General features: G+C 35.7%; 25 protein-coding genes and 1 tRNA gene. 7 read left to right on the top strand and 19 right to left on the bottom strand.

The features are described 5' to 3' along the window. Positions 1 to 116 precede the first annotated feature (116 nt). Both FW768_RS11245 and FW768_RS11240 read left to right on the top strand, forming a co-directional pair. Positions 117 to 905, top strand: a complete 789-nt coding sequence (locus FW768_RS11245) for a T9SS type A sorting domain-containing protein (protein ID WP_153395464.1) — start codon at positions 117 to 119, stop codon at positions 903 to 905. Between the two features lie 87 nt (positions 906 to 992). Beyond that, the gene (locus FW768_RS11240; RefSeq protein WP_153395462.1) at positions 993 to 1,763 is read left to right on the top strand and encodes a T9SS type A sorting domain-containing protein; all 771 of its coding nucleotides are present in this window, start codon (positions 993 to 995) and stop codon (positions 1,761 to 1,763) included. Positions 1,764 to 1,932: 169 nt separating this feature from the next. On the opposite strand, the gene FW768_RS11235 is transcribed toward FW768_RS11240, so the two are convergent. From FW768_RS11235 to FW768_RS11200, 8 genes are all read right to left on the bottom strand, one after another. Next, positions 1,933 to 4,755, bottom strand: a complete 2,823-nt coding sequence (locus FW768_RS11235; RefSeq protein WP_231128674.1) for a gluzincin family metallopeptidase — start codon at positions 4,753 to 4,755, stop codon at positions 1,933 to 1,935. A 54-nt stretch (positions 4,756 to 4,809) separates the two neighbouring features. Continuing rightward, on the bottom strand, positions 4,810 to 6,189 hold the full coding sequence (pyrF, locus tag FW768_RS11230) for an orotidine-5'-phosphate decarboxylase (protein WP_153395460.1): 1,380 nt from the start codon (positions 6,187 to 6,189) through the stop codon (positions 4,810 to 4,812). A gap of 125 nt (positions 6,190 to 6,314) precedes the next feature. Further along, positions 6,315 to 6,656, bottom strand: coding sequence for a YkvA family protein (locus FW768_RS11225; RefSeq protein ID WP_062697924.1), 342 nt, complete (start codon positions 6,654 to 6,656; stop codon positions 6,315 to 6,317). An 87-nt stretch (positions 6,657 to 6,743) separates the two neighbouring features. Beyond that, positions 6,744 to 7,283 (bottom strand): TlpA family protein disulfide reductase, encoded by a 540-nt coding sequence (locus FW768_RS11220; RefSeq protein WP_153395458.1) that lies wholly within the window; start codon positions 7,281 to 7,283, stop codon positions 6,744 to 6,746. A gap of 37 nt (positions 7,284 to 7,320) precedes the next feature. Further along, positions 7,321 to 7,884 (bottom strand): thioredoxin family protein, encoded by a 564-nt coding sequence (locus FW768_RS11215; RefSeq protein ID WP_153395456.1) that lies wholly within the window; start codon positions 7,882 to 7,884, stop codon positions 7,321 to 7,323. Between the two features lie 16 nt (positions 7,885 to 7,900). Further along, the gene (aroC, locus tag FW768_RS11210) at positions 7,901 to 8,971 is read right to left on the bottom strand and encodes a chorismate synthase (protein ID WP_153395454.1); all 1,071 of its coding nucleotides are present in this window, start codon (positions 8,969 to 8,971) and stop codon (positions 7,901 to 7,903) included. A gap of 44 nt (positions 8,972 to 9,015) precedes the next feature. Next, a complete protein-coding gene (locus tag FW768_RS11205) occupies positions 9,016 to 10,656 on the bottom strand; it encodes an LIC_10190 family membrane protein (protein WP_153395452.1) in 1,641 nt (546 codons plus the stop codon). Between the two features lie 52 nt (positions 10,657 to 10,708). Beyond that, positions 10,709 to 11,260 carry a YMGG-like glycine zipper-containing protein gene (locus FW768_RS11200; RefSeq protein ID WP_153395451.1) on the bottom strand — a complete coding sequence of 184 codons (552 nt, stop codon included), beginning with the start codon at positions 11,258 to 11,260 and terminating at the stop codon, positions 10,709 to 10,711. Between the two features lie 286 nt (positions 11,261 to 11,546). Between FW768_RS11200 and FW768_RS11195 the strand changes: the two genes are divergently transcribed. Further along, positions 11,547 to 12,002, top strand: a complete 456-nt coding sequence (locus FW768_RS11195; RefSeq protein ID WP_153395449.1) for a hypothetical protein — start codon at positions 11,547 to 11,549, stop codon at positions 12,000 to 12,002. A 504-nt stretch (positions 12,003 to 12,506) separates the two neighbouring features. On the opposite strand, the gene FW768_RS11190 is transcribed toward FW768_RS11195, so the two are convergent. The 7 genes from FW768_RS11190 to FW768_RS11160 form a co-directional block, all read right to left on the bottom strand. Then, a complete protein-coding gene (locus FW768_RS11190) occupies positions 12,507 to 13,337 on the bottom strand; it encodes a glycosyltransferase family 2 protein (protein ID WP_231128673.1) in 831 nt (276 codons plus the stop codon). A gap of 474 nt (positions 13,338 to 13,811) precedes the next feature. Beyond that, on the bottom strand, positions 13,812 to 14,036 hold the full coding sequence (locus FW768_RS11185; RefSeq protein ID WP_153395445.1) for a glutathione synthase: 225 nt from the start codon (positions 14,034 to 14,036) through the stop codon (positions 13,812 to 13,814). A 1,100-nt stretch (positions 14,037 to 15,136) separates the two neighbouring features. Beyond that, a tRNA-Cys gene (locus FW768_RS11180) sits at positions 15,137 to 15,207 on the bottom strand. 60 nt (positions 15,208 to 15,267) lie between these two features. After that, positions 15,268 to 15,777: an RDD family protein gene (locus FW768_RS11175; RefSeq protein ID WP_153395443.1), complete on the bottom strand. Its 510-nt coding sequence runs from the start codon at positions 15,775 to 15,777 to the stop codon at positions 15,268 to 15,270. Positions 15,778 to 15,804: 27 nt separating this feature from the next. Next, entirely contained in the window at positions 15,805 to 17,169 is a 1,365-nt protein-coding gene (locus FW768_RS11170; RefSeq protein ID WP_153395441.1) for a DUF4403 family protein, read from the bottom strand. A 36-nt stretch (positions 17,170 to 17,205) separates the two neighbouring features. Continuing rightward, positions 17,206 to 17,577: a dihydroneopterin aldolase gene (gene folB, locus FW768_RS11165; RefSeq protein WP_153399870.1), complete on the bottom strand. Its 372-nt coding sequence runs from the start codon at positions 17,575 to 17,577 to the stop codon at positions 17,206 to 17,208. 251 nt (positions 17,578 to 17,828) lie between these two features. Beyond that, the gene (locus tag FW768_RS11160) at positions 17,829 to 18,185 is read right to left on the bottom strand and encodes a hypothetical protein (RefSeq protein ID WP_153395439.1); all 357 of its coding nucleotides are present in this window, start codon (positions 18,183 to 18,185) and stop codon (positions 17,829 to 17,831) included. A gap of 148 nt (positions 18,186 to 18,333) precedes the next feature. Between FW768_RS11160 and FW768_RS11155 the strand changes: the two genes are divergently transcribed. From FW768_RS11155 to FW768_RS11145, 3 genes are all read left to right on the top strand, one after another. Then, the gene (locus FW768_RS11155) at positions 18,334 to 18,519 is read left to right on the top strand and encodes a bacteriocin-like protein (protein WP_153395437.1); all 186 of its coding nucleotides are present in this window, start codon (positions 18,334 to 18,336) and stop codon (positions 18,517 to 18,519) included. Positions 18,520 to 18,706: 187 nt separating this feature from the next. Then, positions 18,707 to 18,877, top strand: a complete 171-nt coding sequence (locus FW768_RS11150) for a bacteriocin-like protein (RefSeq protein ID WP_153395435.1) — start codon at positions 18,707 to 18,709, stop codon at positions 18,875 to 18,877. Between the two features lie 33 nt (positions 18,878 to 18,910). Next, positions 18,911 to 19,111 (top strand): hypothetical protein, encoded by a 201-nt coding sequence (locus tag FW768_RS11145; protein WP_153395433.1) that lies wholly within the window; start codon positions 18,911 to 18,913, stop codon positions 19,109 to 19,111. A 113-nt stretch (positions 19,112 to 19,224) separates the two neighbouring features. On the opposite strand, the gene FW768_RS11140 is transcribed toward FW768_RS11145, so the two are convergent. The 4 genes from FW768_RS11140 to FW768_RS11125 form a co-directional block, all read right to left on the bottom strand. Next, a complete protein-coding gene (locus tag FW768_RS11140; protein WP_153395431.1) occupies positions 19,225 to 19,725 on the bottom strand; it encodes a hypothetical protein in 501 nt (166 codons plus the stop codon). Continuing rightward, positions 19,725 to 20,744, bottom strand: a complete 1,020-nt coding sequence (gene nadA / locus FW768_RS11135; protein WP_153395429.1) for a quinolinate synthase NadA — start codon at positions 20,742 to 20,744, stop codon at positions 19,725 to 19,727. Before nadA ends, FW768_RS11140 begins: the two co-directional genes overlap by 1 nt. Positions 20,745 to 20,819: 75 nt before the next feature. After that, positions 20,820 to 21,383: a guanylate kinase gene (gene gmk / locus FW768_RS11130; protein ID WP_153395427.1), complete on the bottom strand. Its 564-nt coding sequence runs from the start codon at positions 21,381 to 21,383 to the stop codon at positions 20,820 to 20,822. Positions 21,384 to 21,448: 65 nt separating this feature from the next. Continuing rightward, positions 21,449 to 22,294 (bottom strand): YicC family protein, encoded by an 846-nt coding sequence (locus FW768_RS11125; protein ID WP_231128672.1) that lies wholly within the window; start codon positions 22,292 to 22,294, stop codon positions 21,449 to 21,451. A 106-nt stretch (positions 22,295 to 22,400) separates the two neighbouring features. Between FW768_RS11125 and miaA the strand changes: the two genes are divergently transcribed. After that, entirely contained in the window at positions 22,401 to 23,312 is a 912-nt protein-coding gene (gene miaA / locus FW768_RS11120; RefSeq protein WP_153395423.1) for a tRNA (adenosine(37)-N6)-dimethylallyltransferase MiaA, read from the top strand. Positions 23,313 to 23,551: the final 239 nt, after the last annotated feature.

The raw sequence follows: 23,551 nt of genomic DNA, 5'->3' as shown, positions 1-23,551 counted from the left end.
ATGTTAACGGTAATCAGTTTGGTATTATTAACAGAAATTTAATGTAATTATTGTTGTATCCGTAAAAATGGGTCTAATTTTACAGTGTAAATTATTAAATATTAAATTTTACAATCATGAAAAAATTTTATTCGTTAGTTGCTACAGGATTATTGTCAGCAACTGTATTTGCACAAACTACTATTTATTCTGAAAGTATGGGATCGGGTACGGGGACATCTGATATTTCAGCAACCACTTTTCAGAACGGAAGCCCTGTTACTTATGATGGTACAGGAGATGTAAGATCTACAAACGTTTCAACTACCGGAGCATATACTCAGGCATCAGGAGGTGCCAATGTAATGATTAATGCCAATAATGAAACTTTTTTGATTTCAGGAATTAATACATCAAATTATCAGAATATTCAGCTTTACCTGGGTCAGAGAAAAGGTACTACAGCTGCCAATAATGAACTGAAAATAGAGGTAAGTGCAGATGGAATCAGCTGGACACTTCTTTCTTATTCCAGAGCTACGGGAAGTAATACTGCTAACTGGGTATACATTAATCCTACAGGAGCCATCCCGGCAACTTCAAACTTGAGAATCAGATTTACAGGAACCAACAGTACTGAATGGAGAATAGATGATGTGAGACTGACAGGAACAAGCGGATCTTTAGCAACAATAGACACTAAAAAAACTAAAAACGCGTTTGTAAAGAATACTTCTGTAAATCAGGAAATTTATTTCGGAGAAAAAGCAGAAGTTAAAATTTTCAATATGAATGGGCTATTAGTTAAGACAGCTTCTGTTGCTGAAAACGGATCTTTAAATGTAGATAATCTACAGAGCGGGATTTATTTGGTAACAGGAAATATTAATGGTAAAGCGGTTTCTGAAAAAATTATTAAAAAGTAACTTTAATTAATTGTTAAATATATACCATCATTTTTATAAAGTGATGGTTTTTTTGTACTTTTACAACCAATATTAAAACTTTATATAATGAAAAAAATCTTTACTGTTTTAGGAGTTGCGGCAAGTATTGTTGCATTTTCTCAAAATTTAGTTCAAAACCCAGGTTTTGAAAGCGGACTTAGTAACTGGACAGCAGGTACAGTAGCTACATACACTCTACCTACAGTTGAAACGGATGCCCCTTATCAGGGTGCGAACTATGCTAAATATGCTTCATCTGCAACTACCGGATTTTATCAGAATATCCCGATCAGTGCGAATACCCAATATACAGTAAGCTTCTGGTATAAATCATCAGGATCCGGAAACGGAGCAAGAATCTGGTCTTGTTTTCTAGATTCTGCAAATGCTCCAATATATTTGACAAGTGATGCTACAACGGATCCTCTGAGAAATAATAATGGCTATTTAGCTAAAGTAAGTACTTGGACACTTAAAACCCTAACATTTACTTCTCCTGCTGCTGCAACTCAGTTCCAATTACAAGTACGTGCTTATAACAATTCAGTGGCCAACTTTGATGAATTTTCTCTAGTACCTGCAGGATCTCTTGCTGTAGGTGAAGTGGCTCCTTCCAAGTACAGAATCATCAAAAACACTTTCGTTAAGAACGACGAAATCGCTTTCGGAGCAGATGTGAAAGACGTAAAAGTTTACAACATGTTCGGACAGGTAGTTAAAACTGCTTCTGTTAAAAACAACGAAGTATTAAACGTTGCTGAATTAGCAAAAGGAAACTACATCGTAACAGGAACTGTAAACAACGAACCAGTATCTCAGAAAATCTTAAAAGACTAATTTAAAATAGTTCTTTTGACCATATAGTTCCGGCCGTTTCGAAGAAACGGCCGGAATTTTTTTATAGCTGTTAATCATTAGAACTTTTTTAAGTAAAGTAAATCGAAAATATAGAGCGATTTTTATTATACGACTTCTATAACTTCCATCTTCCAACTTCAAGACTATATTAATACCAACCTCTCCTGGCTGCATTAATAATTGATCCCAGATTTAGAACCAGCGTATATCTGATCCTTTTTCCGTAATCTTTAAAAGAAGGTTCAAAACCTAATGAAGACTGTATCGGGAAATAAACCTCCAGGAAATCAGGAATCACCCGTACTTTGATGCCGCTGTCCCAGATAAACTGCGTAGGACGGTTTTTGTTTTTATACATTCCGGCATCTGCATACACATGAAATATTTTCCACACACTGGAATCTACATTGAAGGAGGTAATCCACTGGTTAACCGATCCCGGAATAAAAGATTTAAACCCTCCGTCGGCCAAAATAAACTGCTGTGAAAGAATACCGCTGTTAGCACTTTCTCCTAAAAGATTATAGGAAAAGGAATAATTAGATACTCTTGATATACCGTAATTGAACATATTGTTACGGGTATCATTTCTTACAAAATATCCGGCAAATAATCTTAAGCTCAACTTCTGTTTAGGAGCAAATTCCCACCTGTAAAAGCCTTCTGCAGTTATTTTATTGAAATCTTCCATTCCCTGGGCACTCAGGCTTAAGCTTTTTTCATGGATCATCTGGCTGTCACTGTATCCATATCCGAAGCTCCAGAGATTGTATTTACCATAATCCTGATTAGCGATCATTTTTGGACTGAGATCCCTTTCAAAATAATTGTACGAAATTCCTATGCTTCTGCTTACCGTACTTCTGGGATCTTTCCTGAAGCTGATACTGGAAAATAAAGACCCTTTTCTGTAGGCCAGTCCATAATCGTAATGGAAATAAGAACCGGAAACTCCAAAAGTAAGACTTCTGATAATACTTTCAGCAGGAAGGAAAGAGTAGGAGACAGCTCCGGAACCCGTAAGTTTTCCTGTGCCCGAACTGTACATTGGTGTTACTGAATATAAGAACTTCTGGTCAAAAAAAGACTGGTTTTTCAGGTTAATCCCAAACAGAAATTTATCATACGTGTTGTTGAAACGAACTCTCGGACTGACATATATTTCATTGTATTCCGGGTTTGGAATATCTTTGATCAGTTTGAGTTTAATTTTTTTAGTGTTGGAAAATAACCCTTTTGCATACAGGAAATTATCCCGGTATTTAGACTCTGGAAAAATATAACCACTGTTCAATGTTACTTTATGAATGTCATCTGAAGCAGGAAGTGTTATGTTTTTGATTCTTTCGTTTTCTTCTGTCTCAATCCAGTAAGCTTTCTTTTCACCTTCAGTGGTCTGGGTTTCCAGTTTTACGGGAATAGGAAGATCTGTATTTTTTCCAATTCTGATGTTGAAAAGGTCACCTTCTTTTTTTATGTTTTTAAGCCGGAAGTCAACTCTGTTTTTTTGTTTTAAAAATCCGGAAAGGTAACCGGACGTTTTATCCGTTTTGGTAAGTTCACTTAGAAAACCCTCAGGAGCAATCTTTTTCCCGGTATTCTGTAAAACATACTCTCTTAATACAGTATTGAACTGCTCATAACTCATTTTATCTGCTGTATAGCTGAAAAGACTTCCCGTTTCAAAACTACTGACCGCCATATCGTTGAAATTACTTAATGCAGAGAATTTTTCGTCGATCTTCTGATCCAGATTCTGGGACATGATGTATTGATAGGCTAATCCATATCGATCCAAAAGCTTAACGTTGGATGCATGGAATAATTTTAAAGGTTTAACTCCAAAAATTTTAGTTTCAGGAAGGGTTCCCAGAAGTTTCGTATCCTGATAAAATTTCTGCAGGTACTGAATCTCAAGATATGATTTTAAACCATTCTTGAACCAGTGGTCTTTTTCTTTGTCGGTGATGATTTTTTCATCAAGAATTTTTTTTGCAATGATCCCGAAATAATCAAGATCTGTTTTTTCAGCATCGGTAAAGAGTTGAAATCTGAAGTTCCAGAATGTAATATCGTTATTTCCGAAAAAATCTTCCTTAGATCTGAATTTTTCAGAAATAAAAAGACTTTGGGGCAGGGTGCCTATTTTTTCTTTAATGAATTTTAAATGAAGCGGCAGGTAAAACTCAAGGTTTTGTTTTTCCTCAGGTTTTAAAGGATATCCGAATTTGATCTCAGTATCTGCTCCATCTACATTGAGCCTCATAGAAGGAAGACCATTCTCCGAAACGATAAATTCCGGATCTGATTCCAGGTAACCTTTAAAGGAATTCATTTGAGGCTGTGGTAGATTTCCTTCAACGAAACTATTTGGTGGAAGGTCAAAATTGACAGTCCAGAAAGTATTGAAGCTTACAGATTCCTCAATGTCGTTATAGCTCCTTTTGGAAATATTGTCCGGATCAAAATGATCCGGAACAATAAAGAAATATTTTAATGCTGTATTTTTACCGTCTGTGCCATATCCCGTAAACTTCTTACTGGGAAGCTGCATCCGGTAGTGCAGCTGTAATGTAATGCTTTCACCAGGTTTTAATGCTTCTTTCAGAGGAAGAAAAATGCTTTCGTCTGAAATAGAGTTTACTGACAATGGCCGCTTTTCAGAAGTTGTGATATTGAGATCTAAAAGTCTGCCCAACTCTTCACTTTTAGCAAAATGAAGATCACTGTTCCGGTCTTCCAGTTTTCTGTAGACTAAAGCTGATTTTTGTTTGTTATAAGCTGAAACCCAATTCAGAAGCTTTACCGTGTGAAGATCTTTCTCGGAATGATTATAATAAACGACTTCCTGGTTTACTTCCAGTGTCTTTTTGTCGGCGGAAAGTTTGGCCTCAATATAAATGCTGTCTTTCTGTGCAGAAACCTGTACAATTCCACAAAACAAAATAAGGCAAATGCTGATCTTTTTCAATATCCTTTGATAAAGCCCAAATATAAACTTATTTTGAATATATTTTATAGGATTTTAACCCTGAATCTCTTTTTTTTGTAAAGAATTGATATAAGCATTCCAGCCTTCGTTTTTATAGGTAACCGCAGCTGCTTCTGGATTATCAGACTTATAAATACCTCTTCCTACGATAATGAAATCGGTATGAAGCATTTTGAAAACGTGCTCCGGAGTATTATACTGCTGGCCTTTTCCGTCTCCCGAGTCGGCAAGATTTACCCCCGGAGTAAATAATAAAAGATCTTCCGGAATCTGGTTTTGTGATACTCCACCAATTACATTAGGATGTGATAATGCTACTTTAAGGGCTTCTTCACGATATGCAGCAGTAGTTAAAGCTCCTTTGGAAGACATTCCAACAATGGCTACTACGCCTACATTCTTGAAACAATCTAAAGATTCAAAACCACCTATCACCTGGGAGGTCACAAAATCTGCCCAGTCTGTAATTTTGAAAACTCCGCTTGTAAACTGAAGCTCTTGGGTATTTCCAATATCAGCAAACTTGCGGTCTTCCATTAGAAGAAACTGATGTTTTGAAGCAAGCTCTTTTAAAGGAAGTATGGTTTTTTCGTAATCAAAATCTGAAATAATATCAATATGGGTTTTTAAAGCAATGATATGCGGACCTACTTTTTCAGCAAGATCCAAAAGTTCCTGAGTGGTTGTAACATCTGCCGAAGCAATCAGGTTGGATTGTTTAGCCAAGGCAGTTTCTAGTAACTTTTTTGAAACAGAATGCTGGGTCTGCTGTAGTTTCTGTTCATAAGAAGGTCTGATTTTTTCTTCAAACTGGATATGGTTTCCCTGAAGAAAATCCTGGATTCTAGCCACTTCTTCATCAGATAATTCTCCGGTTTCCTGAAGAATATCGCATACTTCCGAAATATTGAAAAGCGTATGTACTCTGTAACCTTTACTTTCCAGTAGTTGTTTTCCTCCCTGTTCTCTGTCCAGTACCACAACAATATCAGCTACCTTAAGATCTTCCTGCTCTACTTCAGCAATTGTTTCTACAAGCGATTTTCCGGAAGTGATGACATCTTCTACCAAAAGACAGTTCTGCCCTTTCTGGTAAATTCCTTCAATCAGTTTTTTTGTTCCGTAGCTCTTTGCTTCTTTTCTTTTAATGATTAATGGAATATAGCTTTCCAGTGACATGGCCGTAGCCATTGGAAGAGCAGCATAAGGAACTCCGCAGATCAGGTCAAAATTATCCAGAGGAAGCATTTCCAATAAATAATTAGCAAGATTTTTTAAAATTTTAGGGTCTGAAGCCAAAGGTCTGAGGTCTACATAAAACGGACTTTCGATACCACTTTTCAGGGTAAACCTTCCGAATTTAATGATGCCCAGCTTATAGCACTCTAAGAAGAATTCTTTTTTACTTTCCATTATTTTTTATTAGATACTGCAAATTTAAGGATTTGAAATAAGGCTTAAAAATTTATCACTGATTTGTCAACAAAAAACCATCCCGGAAGTGTTCGGAATGGTTCATATTTTCTTTGCTAATGCGATTATTTTACAATTTCTGCATCAATAACTTTTGTGCCTTTCAGCCTTTGTTCAGCTTCCCAAAGCAGGAATTTGTCCACTTCTTTAATCAGTTTTGGGATAGTGAGCGATAAAACGGCAATATCATCCATAACGCCCAGTACCGGAATGGCAAATTCAGGGAGAAGATCAATAGGGGAGATCACATATAAAAGTCCCAGTAAAGGCAGGATGATGTCAAGGGATTTCATAGGATAGATTCCTTTTCTCCACATTTTTACCATTCTGAAAATGTCAGGGATTTTTTTTACGAAACCTTTGTGGCTAATGGCTTCTTTTGCAAGATTCAATTTTGAATACTTCATTTTGTGTTTAGTTTTTAAATAAATTTTTTCAACGCTATAAAATTCGCAAATTTTGTACCAATTAATTATAAAATTTAGTTAAAAAAATTACTTGATAATGTTATCAATGAATTGATGCACAGTTTCCGTATTCCAATCTCTGTAAGCATCTTCTTTAATGATGATTCTTCCTGTTTTGTCCAAAAGGAACGTAGTAGGGAAAGCTTTGGGAAGAATCTTTTCAGAGATCGGGCTTTGCGCAATATATACGGGAACATTGTAATTGTTTTCTGCGAGGAATTTTTTTACAGCATCCTCTTTATCATTCATTGCGATGAGTACAAAATCTACATTTTCTTTTCGGGAATCATACAGCTTTTGAATAGAAGGCCATTCTTTTCTGCATGGAGGGCACCATGTTCCCCAGAAATTAAGAAAAACAGCTTTGTTTCTGAAGTTTTTAAGGTTGGTATCCGGAACATTCATTCCTTTCAGCTCAATATCATAATCTTCTTCACTTACATGCACTGCATTCTCAATGGTAGCCACCGGGAAAAACTGGTCTTTCAGGTAGCTTCTTACTCCCGGAATAAATACAATAACACCAATGATGACGATCAGTACGAGGTAAATAATATTCTTTTTCATAGGCCGATTTTTACCGTTATCTTTTGAATAAATTCTGTTACAATAATTCTAAAATTTCCTGAACAGCATCTTTACCTCTGTTTTTGGCATAATAAAGTTGAAGATCATTATAGAAATTATCCTTTGGATAGCCTTCAGGATCTGCTTTATATTTCATCAGAAGCTCATGTCCGTATTTTGGACGAGGCCCCCAGGAATTCTTTATATTAAAATCTTGATCCAGGATAATCACTTTAGGAATAGATTCTGTTCCATTGGTCAGAAACTGATTGATCAGACTTTTATCGCTGTCTCTTAGGAAAATTCTTACTTCATTATGCCCTTCAAAGAATTTAACAAGAGCCGGAACTGTGGCGCTGGCATCACCGCACCATGCTTCAGAAATAATCAGGATCTTTCCGTCAAAGTTTTTAGAAGCAAGTTCTTTCAGCTGATCTTCATCTGGAACATACTTTTTTAAAGTTCTGTCCATTCTCTGAAGTCCCAGTTCATAATATTGTTTATATTCGGCTTCCTGTTCGTTAGCAGGATTTTCCAGTCTTTCTCTTCCGATACGGATATACTCTTCAAAAGAGATCCCGTTGTCCCAGTAATTTTTCATTACTCCGTATTTTATATTAAAAATGATTGATATTTCTTGTTTTGTTGATCAGGAACAGGTCTGCCAGTACAAATGCGGCTAAGCTTTCCACAACAGGAACAGCTCTTGGAAGAACACAAGGATCATGACGTCCTTTTCCTTCCACGATAACCGGATTTCCGTCTTTATCCACACTTTCCTGAGGTCTTAAGATCGTAGCTACAGGCTTGAAGGCGACACGGAAATAAATATCCATGCCATTGGAAATTCCACCCTGAATTCCACCTGAAAGGTTAGATTTTGTGGTAAAATCTGTATTGAAAGCATCATTATGTTCTTTTCCTGTCATTTTAGCACCGCAAAAACCGCTTCCATACTCAAATCCTTTGCAGGCATTGATGTTAAGCATCGCTTTTGCCAGTTCAGCCTGAAGCTTGGAAAATACAGGTTCACCAATTCCTACAGGAACATTTTTGATCACACAGGTAATGGTTCCGCCAATGGTGTTGCCTTCTTTTTTGATTTCTTTGATTCTTTCGATCATCTTTTCTGCTGTTTCAGCATCCGGGCAGCGTACTTCATTGCTTTCCGTTTTTGAAAAGTCTAAGGCTTGATAGGGCTTTTCACAGAAAATATCACCTACCGAAGAAACGTAAGCGTTGATTTCAATGTCTGATAAAAGCTGTTTAGCAAGTGCTCCGGCAACCACCCAATTGATGGTTTCCCTGGCTGAAGATTTTCCGCCTCCACGATAATCCCTTATTCCGAATTTCTGATCGTACGTGAAATCTGCATGACTTGGGCGGTATGCATTGGCGATATGATCATAGTCCTTTGATTTCTGATTTTCGTTTTCGATGATAAAACCGATAGGAGTTCCTGTTGTTTTCCCTTCGAAAATACCAGACAGGAATTTTACCGTATCACTTTCTTTTCTTTGGGTAACAATAGCGGACTGCCCGGGTTTTCTGCGGTCAAGCTCATACTGAACCTGATCGAGATCTACCGTTAAACCTGCCGGGAAATTATTGATAATGCCGCCATAGGCAGCGCCGTGACTTTCTCCAAATGTTGTAAGACTGAGAAGATTACCTAATGTATTGAACATGATACAAAATTACCTATTTTTCTTCAGATAATAAAGTTTCTGCATTAGTTCTGTTTATCAGTGTTTTTGATAGTATGAATAACCTTTTCTGCTTCTTTCTTTTCTTTGGGGGACAGTTTTTTCCAGATGAATCCCTTTTTTATATTTTTTTCATCTATACACTGTGGGAAAATTCCTGAATGTACATCGTCTGAAAGGAAACTTTCTGAAATCGCAGGAAGAGGAGTGTCAAAATTAAAAGGATAGTTTTCGGAAATATTAAACCTTAAGTTTCCTACTTCAAATGTATTGTATTTTTTATACTGATAGACAGAAGGTTTATACAATTGCTCTTTTTTAAATCCAGCCATAAAACTTCCGGGTCTGAAACTAGGAATGTACTGTTGGATAAAAGAGGGAAGTGTGAGAATGAACATCAAAATCAGGCTGCCGGCTGCAAAGATAAATACTGATCTTTTCTTGTTAAAATACTGAAACAGTACTACGAAAAATATTACAAAAAATACATCAATAAAAAAGCGGTACTGAGCGGAAAAAAGTAAAACAAATATGCTTTTTATCAGCAGTGACAGGCAGATTATGGTGATAATCCTTTTCTTTTTAAAGAAAGCAAAAGCGGTAAACAGGATAAGGCTTATGATAAAAAGAAGGTTGATCTTTGATTTAATCCCTTTTAAGGTGAGCCAGTTTTTAACGTGATCCCTAAAAGTAAACTTCTGAATTTCTTCATAGGAGTACTGCATATCAAATGTTTTTTGAATGGCATATTGTGAAGAAGTATTCAATATATCAGGATTAGGTTTCCATCCTATTCCAAGATCTGCAATAGCAACAGGGAAAACCGGGTAGCCGAATGTCCATATGTTTTTAATAAAAAATAACAGGAGTATTGAAAACCCAAAGATCAGACTGCTGAATTTAGTTTTAAGGGTAAAAACAGTAAAGAAGAAAGTCAGGATCGGAAGCCATATCATGGTGGGTTTTATCGCAAAAACAAAAGCTGAAAAGGCAAAAAGAAGATTGGACTTTTTATTTCCGGTCAGTATTTCATTCAGAATAATTAAGGAGAGGGTGATCACAGGAAGATCCGGAGATGGTGATTGTGAAAAAAGAAGCAATATTGGTAGAAAGCATAATTGTATCCAGCTTTTTCTCTCAAAAATATACATTACATATATGATAAGAAGAAGAGCATTAATTCTTAAAAACGGATCTGAGAAGCCAGAAAATCCAGCCTGGAAAATATGCCATACCGACATTTGTCCCAAGGTAAGATCCAGATTGGAAATACCTTTTACCAGACCATATTCTGTAAGCCATTGTATTGTAGGGACATAATATCCGAAATGATCCAATATATAAGGATAGAAAGAACTACAATACAGGATAATCATTGAAATACCTGCTATCAGGGTAATGTCTTTTTTTGAAAAATAATAAAAATACTGATATAATTTATTCCTGAAAAAAAAGAAAAGACCTGTCAATATAACGGGGATTTCTATATATATATTAATAGGAATAAAAAAAGCTAAAATGGTCCAGATGAGACTTAATCCTAATATTCCGGACAATATATTTGCTGAAATGCCTTCATACAGCGATCCGAAAAAAGATCCTGTGATCTTCCCCCAGCCTGCCAGAACCGGGATGATAAGAATACAGGAAAAGAGAAGTAGGACCATAAAAAAAGATTGCTTAAAAATAAGCAATCTTTACATGTTATCGTGAAAAATATTAATTACGAGGCTGTACTCTTCCGTCTTTTCTGTCCTGTGATCTACCGATAGTATATCCGGTTGCACCACCAACTACACCACCAATCACGGCACCAAGACCTCTGTTTTTCTTAGCGATAATCGCTCCTGCAGCAGCTCCACCTACGGCACCAATGATTGTTCCTTTGGCTGCCTTACTCATCCCTTTTTTCTGCTGGGTTGTACCTTGTGAAGCATTGCTTCCGTTGTTTGCATAATTTCCGCTTCCTGAATTGGAATTGGACCCTCTGTCTCTGTATATGGTTTTTGTTTCTCTTATGATCTGAGGTTTTGAATTATTGGCTGCTGCAGTTTTTGATTTTTTATCTTCTGCAATGCTGTCTGCCTTTTTCTGAGCTTCATATACCAGCTTTTCTTTTTCAATAGCCAGTTTCTGTTTTTCTATTTCAAGCTGTCTGGCCTGAAATTCAAGTTTCTGCTGTTCCAGAGACTTTTCTGCTGTCCTTTCGTCTTTCTTGCAGGCCGTTAGTAAAAAAACGGATAAAAAACCTGCTAATACTATCTTTTTCATAATTCAAATTTTAATAAGTAGTTTCCACCAAAACGGTTTCTGCTTTGTTTGTATTTTCAATTATGAAGCCAAATTTTAGTTAAAGGATGTTAAAAAAGATAAAAAATGTAAATTTTTTGATCGGGTGTTGGATATAAGTGAGACTTAAACGAGGATTCAGCCCGTGTTGATCATAGTATTTTGGAGTGGATCTGTTTTATTTATTCTGATGTAATTATTAGTTCATGAATGATTTTTATTCAGTTCATATGAATGAATTATTTTTGTTTTACCAAATTACTTTATTATGAAAAAAACAATTTTTATGGCACTTGCCTTGGCAGGAATGTCGGCTGTTGCCCTTTCGTGTTCATCCAATGATGATATTACGGATGTCCAGATTCAGTCTAATGAAAAGAAATCAGATCCAGCAAAAGAAGTTTCTAAAACAAAATCGTATAAGATTAGGTTTGGGCTTTTATCTCAAAACGGAACCAAAATCCTTTCAGGGAATCATGATGTAGGCAGTTTTCTTGCCGAAAATATCGATACCGGTGAAGTATATGATACTTACTATAGTGGTGGTTTTCAGACTCTGCCTCAATATTATGAGGGGATTCCGGCAGGAAATTATATTTTCTCTGCGATGCAGGGACAAGGAGGATGGACTGGTTATGGTTCTGTTACCATGACTGTATCTGATGCTCAGGTAGATAATGATGGATTTGTTACCGTGTATATTCCTGTAACCTGGTCCGAATAACTTTGTAGGCAAAGAAATATTTAAATAACTTTGTTATTCTCAGGCTTGAGTTTTAGTCTTTGTAGTTTTTATTTCACTTTGTTTGGAAATTTATGTTAAATTTAGCGCCATAAAAACTGAAAAACTACTAACTATGGAGACTTTTGACTATTCATTTGTTTTTAACCTGAGTATTGCATTTGTTTTATCGATGCTTATTATTTTAGGATGTTATTTTATCCTTAGGAAAATAAACCATAAATCCGGCTTTTGGTGCTACAGTTATGATTTTCCTTATTGGAGAAAGTATAATAAAAAGAAATAAGACAAGAATTGTCCATGAAATTCTGTTTGGATTTTTCTGAATAGATTTTTTTCATCATTTGTGTTTTTAGGCCTCCTGAAAAGGGGGCCGTTTTTGTGGAGATAATCAGGAAAGGCAGGAAAAATTAATATGACCTCTGAGGATAGTCAAAAGAGTATTAACAGAATAAAAAACTCCCCATTTCTGGGAAGCCTTCTTTGTTATATATTGAATGTTACTTTTACTTTGTTGATCAGCCTGTGCAGCTTTTGAGTCTGATAGTTCAGAAGCTGATAGATTTCCTGCTGATTAGTATACGTCTCGGGAACTTTCTGATTATTAATTTTGCGGATTCCCCTTCTCTTCATGGTTTCATGGATGACTTTCGCGAAAGATTCTTTTGCTCCCTGCTTGGAACTTTGCTGAGAAATGCCGTTAGAATGAAGCCTGTATAGGTACAATGGTTCTTTAATATATTTTACGTCTCCGTGCTCAAGTATTTTTAAATACAAATCCTGATCTACTGCACTTTTAAGAGCGGGATTAATTCCTGAAGTCTTTAAATAGGTTTCTTTTTTAAACGTGAAGAAATGAGCAAATTGAGTAGGACAATTAAAGAAATAGCGGCTGTTATAGATTTGCTTGGTTCCTGCATATACCTTTTCTGGGATAAGATTTTCATCGCACAGCATCATCTGGGAATAGGTAGCTGCAATGTCGCTGTTGTTGATGAATTCCTGTATTGTTTTTTCTAAAGCATCCGTATACAAAGCATCATCAGGATCCAGATAGGCGCAGATTTCCCCGGTTGCATATTTCATGCATTCTCTTTTGGTATAGCCGCAGCCTTGATTGGATGGATTATGATAGATTTTGAAACGAGGATCATTTTTAATGACCGCTTCAATTATTTCTACAGAATCATCCGTAGAGGCATCATCAACAATTATAACCTCCCAATTTCTATAAGATTGGCTGATCAGAGAGTTATAGCAGTCTTTAAAATACTTCCCATTATTATAGTTGGCTATAAGTATAGAGAATCTTATCACGATATATTGAATTAATATTTTTTTGTAAAACTAAGAAATAAAATACCGGAAAAATATAACCTGGATCATGGTGTATTTTATAAATTTTTATTATTTTTTAAGAATTATGATTGATAATTGACTTTTTGTAATGAATTATTTGTATGAATATGTTAAAATAAAAATGATTCATTGAAGATTATTGCACCTGAATTGTACTTAATATAATATTGTAATTTTAGAAAAAAATAAACTATAATTAACGAACTGTTGTAAAAAATTTTCTATCGTTATAAATATGGCATAAATGATAAATACATGTTCTTTTTTTGATGGAATATTATTTCATCAGAAATATAAAATGCATCACGGATTTTCCATTCTCATGAAAACAGGAATAGGCAGAATCTACTATTCATGATATAAAAACTTTCTTTCATCATTTGTGTTTTTTGGGTCTTTATTATTGGAGATTTTTTAAGCATGGAATAATTTTTATTCATTATAGATTACCCTTCCGTCAAACGGTTCACTCCAGCAGATAAAAATAAGATCATTAAGTCTTTTAATTTCTGCCTGGATTACTTCATATTCACCCTGTCTGTTTTTTCTTTCAACAATCAGGTCCAGACCTTTACCAATCTCATCAATTTTAAATTCCAGCTGATATTCATTCTGATCTTTCTCAAAGTCTTCTTTTTTGAAATTTCTGTGTGCCATGGTGTAAAGTTTTAAGGTTTGTTTTGTTATTGAATAAATTATGCCAAATGGGCTTATATTATTTATGTTTTATTGTGCTGGTTTTGTTTGAATGAAAAAACTCTCCTGTAAAGAGAGTTTAAAAAAAAGATAATAATGATGGAAATGGGATGATGTTGTCCAAATATACTGAGAAAGACTACCGTTATCATATGACCTGAGTCATAAAATAGAGAATTGGGATTATCTTACTTTTGAATTGAAATCCTTTATATATTATATTTTCATCACTTTATACATGCTTGTGGCCTCCTTTATAAAAAAGGAGGCTTTTTATTTCAGGGGTAGGGAGATAAAGATCAGTAAATTCATAGCAAAGAGACACATTGGGAAGGTTGTTTTTGTGAAGGAATATTGACACTTATCTGAGCCAGTTGCAGCACCCGAAAAAACAATAGGGTAAGAATCGAAAGTAATTTCAAGTGTATATGTTTTTAGGAAAGATACAAAAAGTATTTTCCGTTTTTTTTACGTTTGGCACGATTTTTCAATGTAATGTAGCAACTCATGTTTAATTTGAGTTTTCATGGTTATTAGTTTTTATCCCCGAAGCAATTCGGGGATTTTTTTGTTTTGTATTTAAAGGAGATATTCTTTGTGAAATCATTATGATTTTTTCTAATTAAATTGCATAAAAACATTGAACTTTGCCATTATTTATTAAAAGATAATACAGGTTTTTATGATTACAACCATATTATGCAATAAATAATTTATTGTATATTCGCGGCAGTTCATATTACAGTCCTATGAAAAACTAGTACTTTTTTAATGCCTTCCGTTTTCGGAGGGCATTTTAATTATAAGATTGAGTGCGAATCATTTGAAAAATCAGCAAGTGAGTAAAAAAATATTGTGCCGGACTGAAAACTTGTGGAGGTATTTTTTTATTAATCGTTAAGTTAAACTAAGGATAAATAATTTGGACGTTAAGATAAACAAGACCGCTTCGCTTATCCTTGAAATACAAAAGATTTTTGTATTACTTTGCTAAGTTTAGACTCAGTGAAATAAAAGAAAAAACCTCTAAAAATCTATAAATAGATGATTAGAGGTTAAAGAGGTACCTAGCGGATTCGAACCGCTGTAGATGGTGTTGCAGACCACTGCCTAGCCGCTCGGCCAAAGTACCATGTCTTTACCATTTTTAGGTGTGCAAATATAGCAAAATATATGATTCAACAAAAATTTTTTAAGCAATTTCTTTTGTGCCCATGCTGTTTATCTCCTCTTTGCGCTGTTTATCAAGGGTATATTTTTTTATATTCACCACTCTGGTATCGCTCCAGTTGTCATGCCATCCGTTGCTTCCCAGGAAAGACAGTATATCAAAAGGCACTAATCTGGAAATATTTCTTATAAAAAATTCCTGCAGAGTAGGTATTGTGCCGTCGGTACTCATTACTTTGGTTCCTGTAACATATTTACCAATGGTTCTTCCTTTTGTAAAATATTCCATGAAAAACAGATACAGAAAATAAACTGTTGTGGTTATCAAAATATCCTCAAATCTGCTCAATGTAGATAATTTGTTTGCAATATTCAGAAAAAAATCAATACTTAATAACTCGTATGAAAGTACAGAAAAGGTTCCATACAGGAAAAAAAGAGCGTATACTACAATCCGGTCAATAATAAAATTAGCCAGCCTGAGACCTTGTGAGGCTTTATTGTCCTCAATAATTTTAAAAAGTTTTTTCATAGCTATAGGTATTAGTTTTTTATCAGTTTATAGGCCGCTAACCGTTAATTTTAAGGATGCGTTGGTATCAATAACAGCTGTGATACCTGAAGGATTCATGAGAATTTTTCCCGGTTTCAGACTGAATACTTTTCCATTCATTTTTAAGCCTTTATAATATTCTTTGTTGAAAGCTTCTTCAATACTTTTTTTAGAGGCGAGTTCCAGATCCTGGGTTGGAATTCCGTATTCATCTTCAATCATTTTTACGATTTTCCCCTTAAACAATAGGGTAGCGGTTTTCTGCAGGATATTGGCAGTTTTAAGGTTGAATTTTGTGTTAGACAATACAATTTTCTTTTTCGCATCATCATACACCGGAATACCGGATATCAGGGCCCGTCCGTTGACATATCCTTCGGTTTCCGCTTCAATAACCACCCTGTCATCAATGCCGTATACTCTGATGTCTTTAATTTTCACTTTAGACCCTCGAACATCATATTCTTTGTTTAAAAACATATTTCTTGCAATATTCGAAGCTTCGGTAAAAGGAATATTGGCGGTTGTCTGAAGCAAAAATTGATCAGCCAGTGCAGAAGATACAGTGAAATTGCCCACAGTTTTTATCGGCTGGGTAGCTGCAGGTTTACTTCCTGTAAATGTTTCAGAATACACATCAATCCCGATATTGGTATCGATTTGGTTTCCATAAAATTTCAACGGAGTAATATTAACGCTGATTGGGCTTACTTTCAGCCAGGTATTATATTCTTCTGAAATATTAAAAGGCTGAGAAAAAACATTCCACGCCATTACAGCATACTGCTGAAAATTCAACTGGGTAGTCATCTGCTGGTCGATCGTTTTGCTGAATTTTTCTTGTTGTTCTTTCAGGCTTTTTTCAACAATAGAGGTTATGGGGATCTGAATCTTCCCATAGTCCAGTACCGGTTTGGTTACCCATCTGAACCCATTAGGCCGGGTAGTTGTAGATATGGTCCAGTTATTATTGAATGTAATAGAGGTATTAAAAGACATCACTGTTTCAAAGGTTGTATTCTGATAGGAGTAAACTCCTAATGTGCCAATACCTTTCTCTGCCCAGATTCTTAACGGAACCTCGATCAGTATATTCTGACTGGTGCCACCTACCAAACGAATCGGACGGGTTTTCCAGACCTTTACCTTAAACTGATCGTTGTTGTTATCCGTATAAGAATCATCCTGATACACCAGATCTTTTACAGTAGCATTGATCATATTGCTGATCTCCGAAAGAGGAATTGTTACCGGCATTGTAATGCTGGACTTCATCTTGGGAAAATTATAAACAGGAGCCTGGCTGGCTGTATTGGTCTGGCCGAAAATGATGCCAAAACTTAGAAGAAATAATATTTTGATGGATTTCAATGTTTTATGTTTTTTGTAAAACGAAAATAATAATTTTTAATGATTATCAGGTTTGAAACTTTTTTCCAGTTCAATGCTGGCTCCTTTCATTTCTCCCTGCATAGGAGGTGAGGTTTTGGTTACTCTTAACTTAATGTAGGAAACCTGTGGGAAACTTTCATGAATCTTTAAAATAATCCTTCCTGCAACATGTTCCAGAAGCTTAGATTGAATGGCCATTTCCTGATGGATGATGGCGTTGATGTCTGCATAGCTTATGGTGTCATTCAGATCATCGGTTTCTGCTGCTTTCCATAGATCAGTATGCAGCTCTGAATTTAAAATATAGTAGGTACCGATGATGTTTTCTTCTGGAAGCACTCCGTGATAGGCATATATTTTAATATCTTCAAGATATATTTTGCTCATTGTTTTATTTTTATTCAGCAAAAATCGTTTTAATTCTTCAAAATCCGGAGCTATTTCTGTAGTTTTTTTATCCATTTTCATCAGATGGTTTAATGATGCCGGAATCTCTGAGATAGTATGGGTGGCTTTTTCTATGGCATCAGGAAATTTTACAGGATGTACGGTCCCTAAAATAATCCCTTTTTTACCCGGATTTTTACCCAGATACTTTTCCAGTGTGTTGATGCGACAGCATCATGAGGATCTGTGAGCTAATTATGATGGTGGAAAAGATCAGAAATTGTCTGAAGGGTTTCGCTGTCACTTATGGAATATCCGAAAATTTTATTTTTCAGAAGACTGGACTGATGGTTAAATAATTCCATAATTCTTACAAAATTGCTTGGATTTCCACATCCATGGCGTTGGAAAGGGTAAAAACCGCTTAAGACTATTTTTGTTAAGGGCAGCAATAAAATATTCAGCAGGCAGTCCTCTGAAATGAGCGACAAGTCCGGCGAGGACATTCCAAAGTTTCGGCTGGGAACACTTATTACGGGATCTGTTTTCTCATATTGATGCCATTGCTTTACAGGGCAAGTGTCCAAATTATTTGGAAATAACATCATTTTTTACAGACAATTTGTATGATAAGAATAGAGTGTTTTCTCTGAATAGAAAAAATGTATACATCTTTTAATCAGTATTTTAAAATTATTCACTCTGTTTTGAAAAATAAATATTATCTTTAAGATACAAACTTAAAACAAGATCAATATGAAAAATTTAAAGAAACTGAACCGAGAAAGTTTAAAGTCAATTAAGGGAGGTGATGTATGTTATGAAAACTGTCCTCCGGGACCTTACGGGCCAGGATTACCAAGATCCTGTGATGCTTTTCATGCGTTGCCTGCCTGCTGCCAATCCAGAGTATTGGTACATGCCGACTGCTTTCCTCAATAGGTTAACACGAGTGTTGTGAAAACAGTGCTTTTTTGATTTTTAAAAATTTCATCGGATTTCTACAAAAGACTTATAAAGTGACGCACTTATTTAAAAACTCGTTGCATCTGCTAATTGATGCTTTGTTTTGAATAAAAAAGATTTCATTTTCGTATGACAAAGAACAAATAAATCAACCTGAATTATTATGAAAAATTTAAAAAAACTTTCAAGAGAAGAGAAAAGTAAGATCAGCGGTGGTTTTACCGAATTTCAAATTGAGACTTGCGGTGGTGCGGCGTATGTATGCTTCCGTGGAGGCGGTGCATGGGGATGCTGGAGAAAACCGGGCGGAACCTGCTATCCTCCTATGGTGTAATGCGGGAAAATATAAATCCAAAAACAAATTATTATGAAAAAATTATCAAGATCACAGTTGAAAAGAATGAATGGTTCCGGATGTCCAGGGGGATGTCCTTATCCTCCAGGAACAACTTTTGGGCCTCCCGGATCAGGAGCATCCCGTACCTGCCAGCAGTATTCGGTGCTGTCTGATTGTTGCAAAACGCAATATTTCTTAATGCCTGCCTGCGTAGGTCCTGTTACTTCTTAAACAGGATGGTAAACATCTGCATTTATACTATTTTGTTTGCCTGTAGATAATCTTATTTTACGGCAGACTAATTTAGGGGAATTAAAAAAGCACTGTTTTCGCAGTGCTTTTATTTATTTTGAAATTTTCTTTTTAGGAATAACAAGTTGAGAACTCAGATTGGGAAAATATTTTCTCATGGTCTGAATATCTTTTCCTGAAGTGTCTATAAATTTCCAGTTTTTACCATTATTACCAGATACAGCGATCATGTAATAATCTGCATTGATATTTCCTTTAGGAGTATCCATCTGTATTTTTTGATGGACAACGGCCTGCTGCTCATTTTTTACTGTAATAATATCTGAGACATCAGAAAAATCAACTTTTTTAAAATGATAGCCCTGCTTGTTCATGGTATCCATTGCAGCTACGGAAACATTGATCATCTTCTTTTTGCCGCCCATCATTTTTATAACTCCCTCATGAACATAGCTGCTGAAAACATCATAGTTTTTATTCATAAAGGCCTGTCTCATTTCATAAGCCTGCTTTAAAACAGTCTCTTTCTGAGAGGTCTGTGAGAAACAAATATTGATAACAAACAAACATGCAATGAAAAACAGTTTTTTCATTATTTGATTGATTTTGAAAGATCCAGCATCGCTTCAATTGGCTTCAATGCCTTTAATCTTAATTCTTCGTCGATAAGAATTTCCGGAAGTTCATATTTCATGCACAGATACAATTTTTCCATGGTGTTTCTTTTCATATAGAAACACTCTGAGCAGTTGCAGCTTTCATCAAAAACAAGAGCAGGAATCAGTTCTTTGTGTGGAGCACGCTTTCTCATCTCATGCAGAATTCCTTCTTCCGTGGCGATAATGAATTTCTGGCAGTCGTCTTTTTCCACATAATTCAGCAGGGCTGAGGTAGAACCGATGAAGTGGGCCAGCTTTAAAACGGCTTCTTCACTTTCCGGGTGTGCAATTAATTTTGCATCAGGAGATTCTGCCAGCTGTTTTGCAATTCTTTCCATGGAAAATGCTTCGTGAACGACACAACTTCCGTCCCAAAGAATCATATCACGGCCGGTTTTCTGGGATAAATATCTTCCCAGGTTTTTATCCGGTGCAAAGATAATCGGGCGGTCTTTCGGAAGAGCTTCAATAACGGTTTCAGCATTGGAACTGGTTACGATAATATCACTTTCTGCTTTTGTTTCAGCATTACAGTTGATGTATGTTGCAATTAAGGCATTAGGATGCTGTTCGCGCATTTTTCTTAATCCTTCCCCTGAGCATCCATCTGCCAGTGAGCATCCTGCCATCGTATCAGGAAGAACTACTTTTTTAGTCGGGTTTAAGATTTTAGCAGCTTCTGCCATGAAATGTACTCCGCAGAATACAATCATATCAGCGTTGGTGTCTTTAGCCTGTCTTGCAAGTTGTAAAGAATCTCCCAGAAAGTCAGCAATATCCTGAATTTCTCCCGGCTGGTAGTAATGGGCGAGGATTACAGCATTTTTTTCTTCCTTCAGTTTAAGAATAGCTTTCACCAATTCTTCACCCTGAGGGATCATTATATCTTTAATATCCAGATATCCCCTCACAGGAATAGCTGCTTTGGCTTTTTCTAATGTTTCGGTACTCATATCAGCCTCAATTTTGTTAATTACAGAAATTATAGATCAATACATCAGAAGTTAAGTTTTTCTGACGATCGGCTTTTAATTTCCGATAAAATTTTTTATTAAACTTTCTATTTCTTTTTTTGCTACATCAAGATCAGTGTTAATCACGATCCTGTCAAATTCTGCAGCATAGGCCATTTCTTCTTCTGCCTTGGCTACACGAATTTTGATGGTTTCTGCATCATCTGTGTTTCTGGAAATCAATCTTCGTTCCAATTCTTCAATGGAAGGTGGTTCAATGAAGATTGAAAGGGCTTTTTCTCCGAAATATTTTTTCAGAGAGATTCCTCCTTTTACATCTACATCAAAGATCACTACTTTCCCTTGCTTCCAGATCTTTTCCACTTCAGATTTTAAAGTACCGTAATATTTATCAGTATATACTTCTTCATATTCTACAAAAGCATCTTCTGAAATTTTCTGTCTGAATTCATCAGGACTTAAAAAATGATAGTCTACGGCATGTACTTCGCTGCCTCTCGGCTGCCGTGTAGTGCATGAAATTGAAAATTCCAGTTCCGGAAAAGTTTCCAGAGAATGTTTTACCAATGTAGTTTTTCCGCTTCCTGAAGGCGCTGAAAATATGATTACTTTATCCATTTAGGTTTTAGAGATTGTTAGATCATAGACATAAGACCGGGATCTTATGTCTGTAAGTCTTTTGTCTATAATACGTTGAGCGTCTGTTCTTTAATTTTTTCCAGGTCATCCTTCATTTTAACGACCAGCTTCTGGATTTCAGCATGGTTTGCTTTTGAACCCAGAGTGTTGATTTCTCTTCCGATTTCCTGTGAAATAAAACCAAGTTTTTTTCCATTGAAATCCTCGTTGTCCATTACTTCTTTGTAATATTTCAGATGCTGGGTAAGTCTTACTTTTTCTTCTGAAATATCAAGTTTTTCAGTGAAATACGCCATTTCCTGATAAAAACGGGTTTCATCAACATTTTCAAACTCTTTTAACGTTTTCTGATAACGTTCCTTCACACTTACAATTCTTTCTTCTTCAAAAGGAATAACCTGCGAAAGGTATTTATCAATATTCTGAACATTTCTTTCCAGTTCTTCATGCAGGATTTTACCTTCCGTTCTTCTGAACTCTTCGAAACGGTCAACAGCCGCATTTACAATCTTTGCCAGTGCTTCCCATTCTCCTTCTGTAAGTTCGTCAGGTCTGGAAGTAATAGCGTCAGGCATTCGTACGGCCATTTTCAGGTATTCAAAATCAGGGCCGTCTGAAGCGATGTTTCGGAGCTCATTGATATAAGAGTCAATTAAACTTTTATTGATCTTCACATCATTGGATTCCTCAAGGTTCTCCAGATTGATGTAGCAGTCTACCTTTCCGCGGATAATTCTGTCATTCAGAATTTTTCTGATATCGAATTCTTTTTCTTTATAGCGTAAAGGAACTTTGATATTCAAATCAAAGCTTTTGCTGTTCAGAGATTTAATATCTATTGTAATCTTTTTTCCTTCAAAAACATCTTCGGCTCTACCGAATCCGGTCATTGATAAAATCATAGTTTTTTATTGTTGTACAAAGATAAACATTTAAATTAGCACTGTGAAATCTCTTAAGATTCCATCTGACCGATAAAATAATGAATTTGAGCTGATGAAAAACTTAATTTCTGTCGTAGGACCTACCGGCATCGGCAAAACAAGACTGGCCATTGACCTTGCAAAATATTTCAATACGGAAATTATTTCCTGTGATTCCAGACAGTTTTTTAAAGAAATGAAAATAGGGACGGCGGCTCCTTCAGAAGAAGAACTGGCGGAAGCGCCCCATCATTTCATCGGTAATCTTTCGGTTCAGGAATATTACTCCATTGGACAGTATGAAGAAGATGCACTGAAAAAACTCAACGAACTTTTTAAAGATCATGACACCGCTATCCTTGTCGGTGGAAGTATGATGTATGAAAAAACCGTGATTGAAGGGCTGAACGATCTGCCGGAAGCGGATGAAGATAATCAGAAAAAACTTCAGGAGATTTTTGAAAATGAAGGGATAGAAAAACTTCAGGAGATTTTAAAAGAACTGGATCCGGAATATTTTGCTGTTGTAGATTTTCATAATCACAGAAGACTTTTACGGGCCATTGACGTTATTTGGCAGACGAATAAAAAATATTCAGAACAGATTGCTGTTTCCCAGGATTCAAGAGATTTCAATGTGATTCGCATCGGAATTGAAGCTCCGAGAGAAGATCTCTATGACAGAATCAACAGAAGGGTAGACCTAATGATGGAGAATGGCTTACTGGCCGAAGCGGAAGGTCTGGAAAAATTTAAAGATTTAACCGCTTTGAATACGGTTGGTTATTCAGAACTTTTCAGATATTTTGACGGGGAATGGGATCTGGAATTTGCTGTTTCGGAGATCAAAAAGAACAGCCGGAGATATGCCAAACGTCAATTAACCTGGTATAGAAAAGCGGACGATATTTATTATTTGCAATTGGGATATTCGCAGAAGGACTTTGATGAATTAATTGAGTATATTACCAAGGGAATCATGTAAAGGTTTTTTATTTTGATACAATAAATTTTCATAATAAATGATCAAGATAAGGATTGAAGTTGGGAGCTGGAAGAGGGAAGCTATAAAGGTTATCAATACTATAAGTGTTGATGTCTTTTTACTCTTTTATGATCTTAAAATTTTATTTAAAATATCAAAGATTTCTATTATTCTCGCAGATACTGCGGATTGAGCAATTTTTTTTACCCATAAGAATCTCTTTCTTCCAGCTTTTGTAC

This window comes from Chryseobacterium vaccae, assembly GCF_009602705.1.
GTDB lineage: Bacteria > Bacteroidota > Bacteroidia > Flavobacteriales > Weeksellaceae > Chryseobacterium > Chryseobacterium vaccae.
The sequence above is the reverse complement of the archived record's forward strand: the minus strand, read 5'-3'. Positions and strand labels throughout refer to the sequence as shown.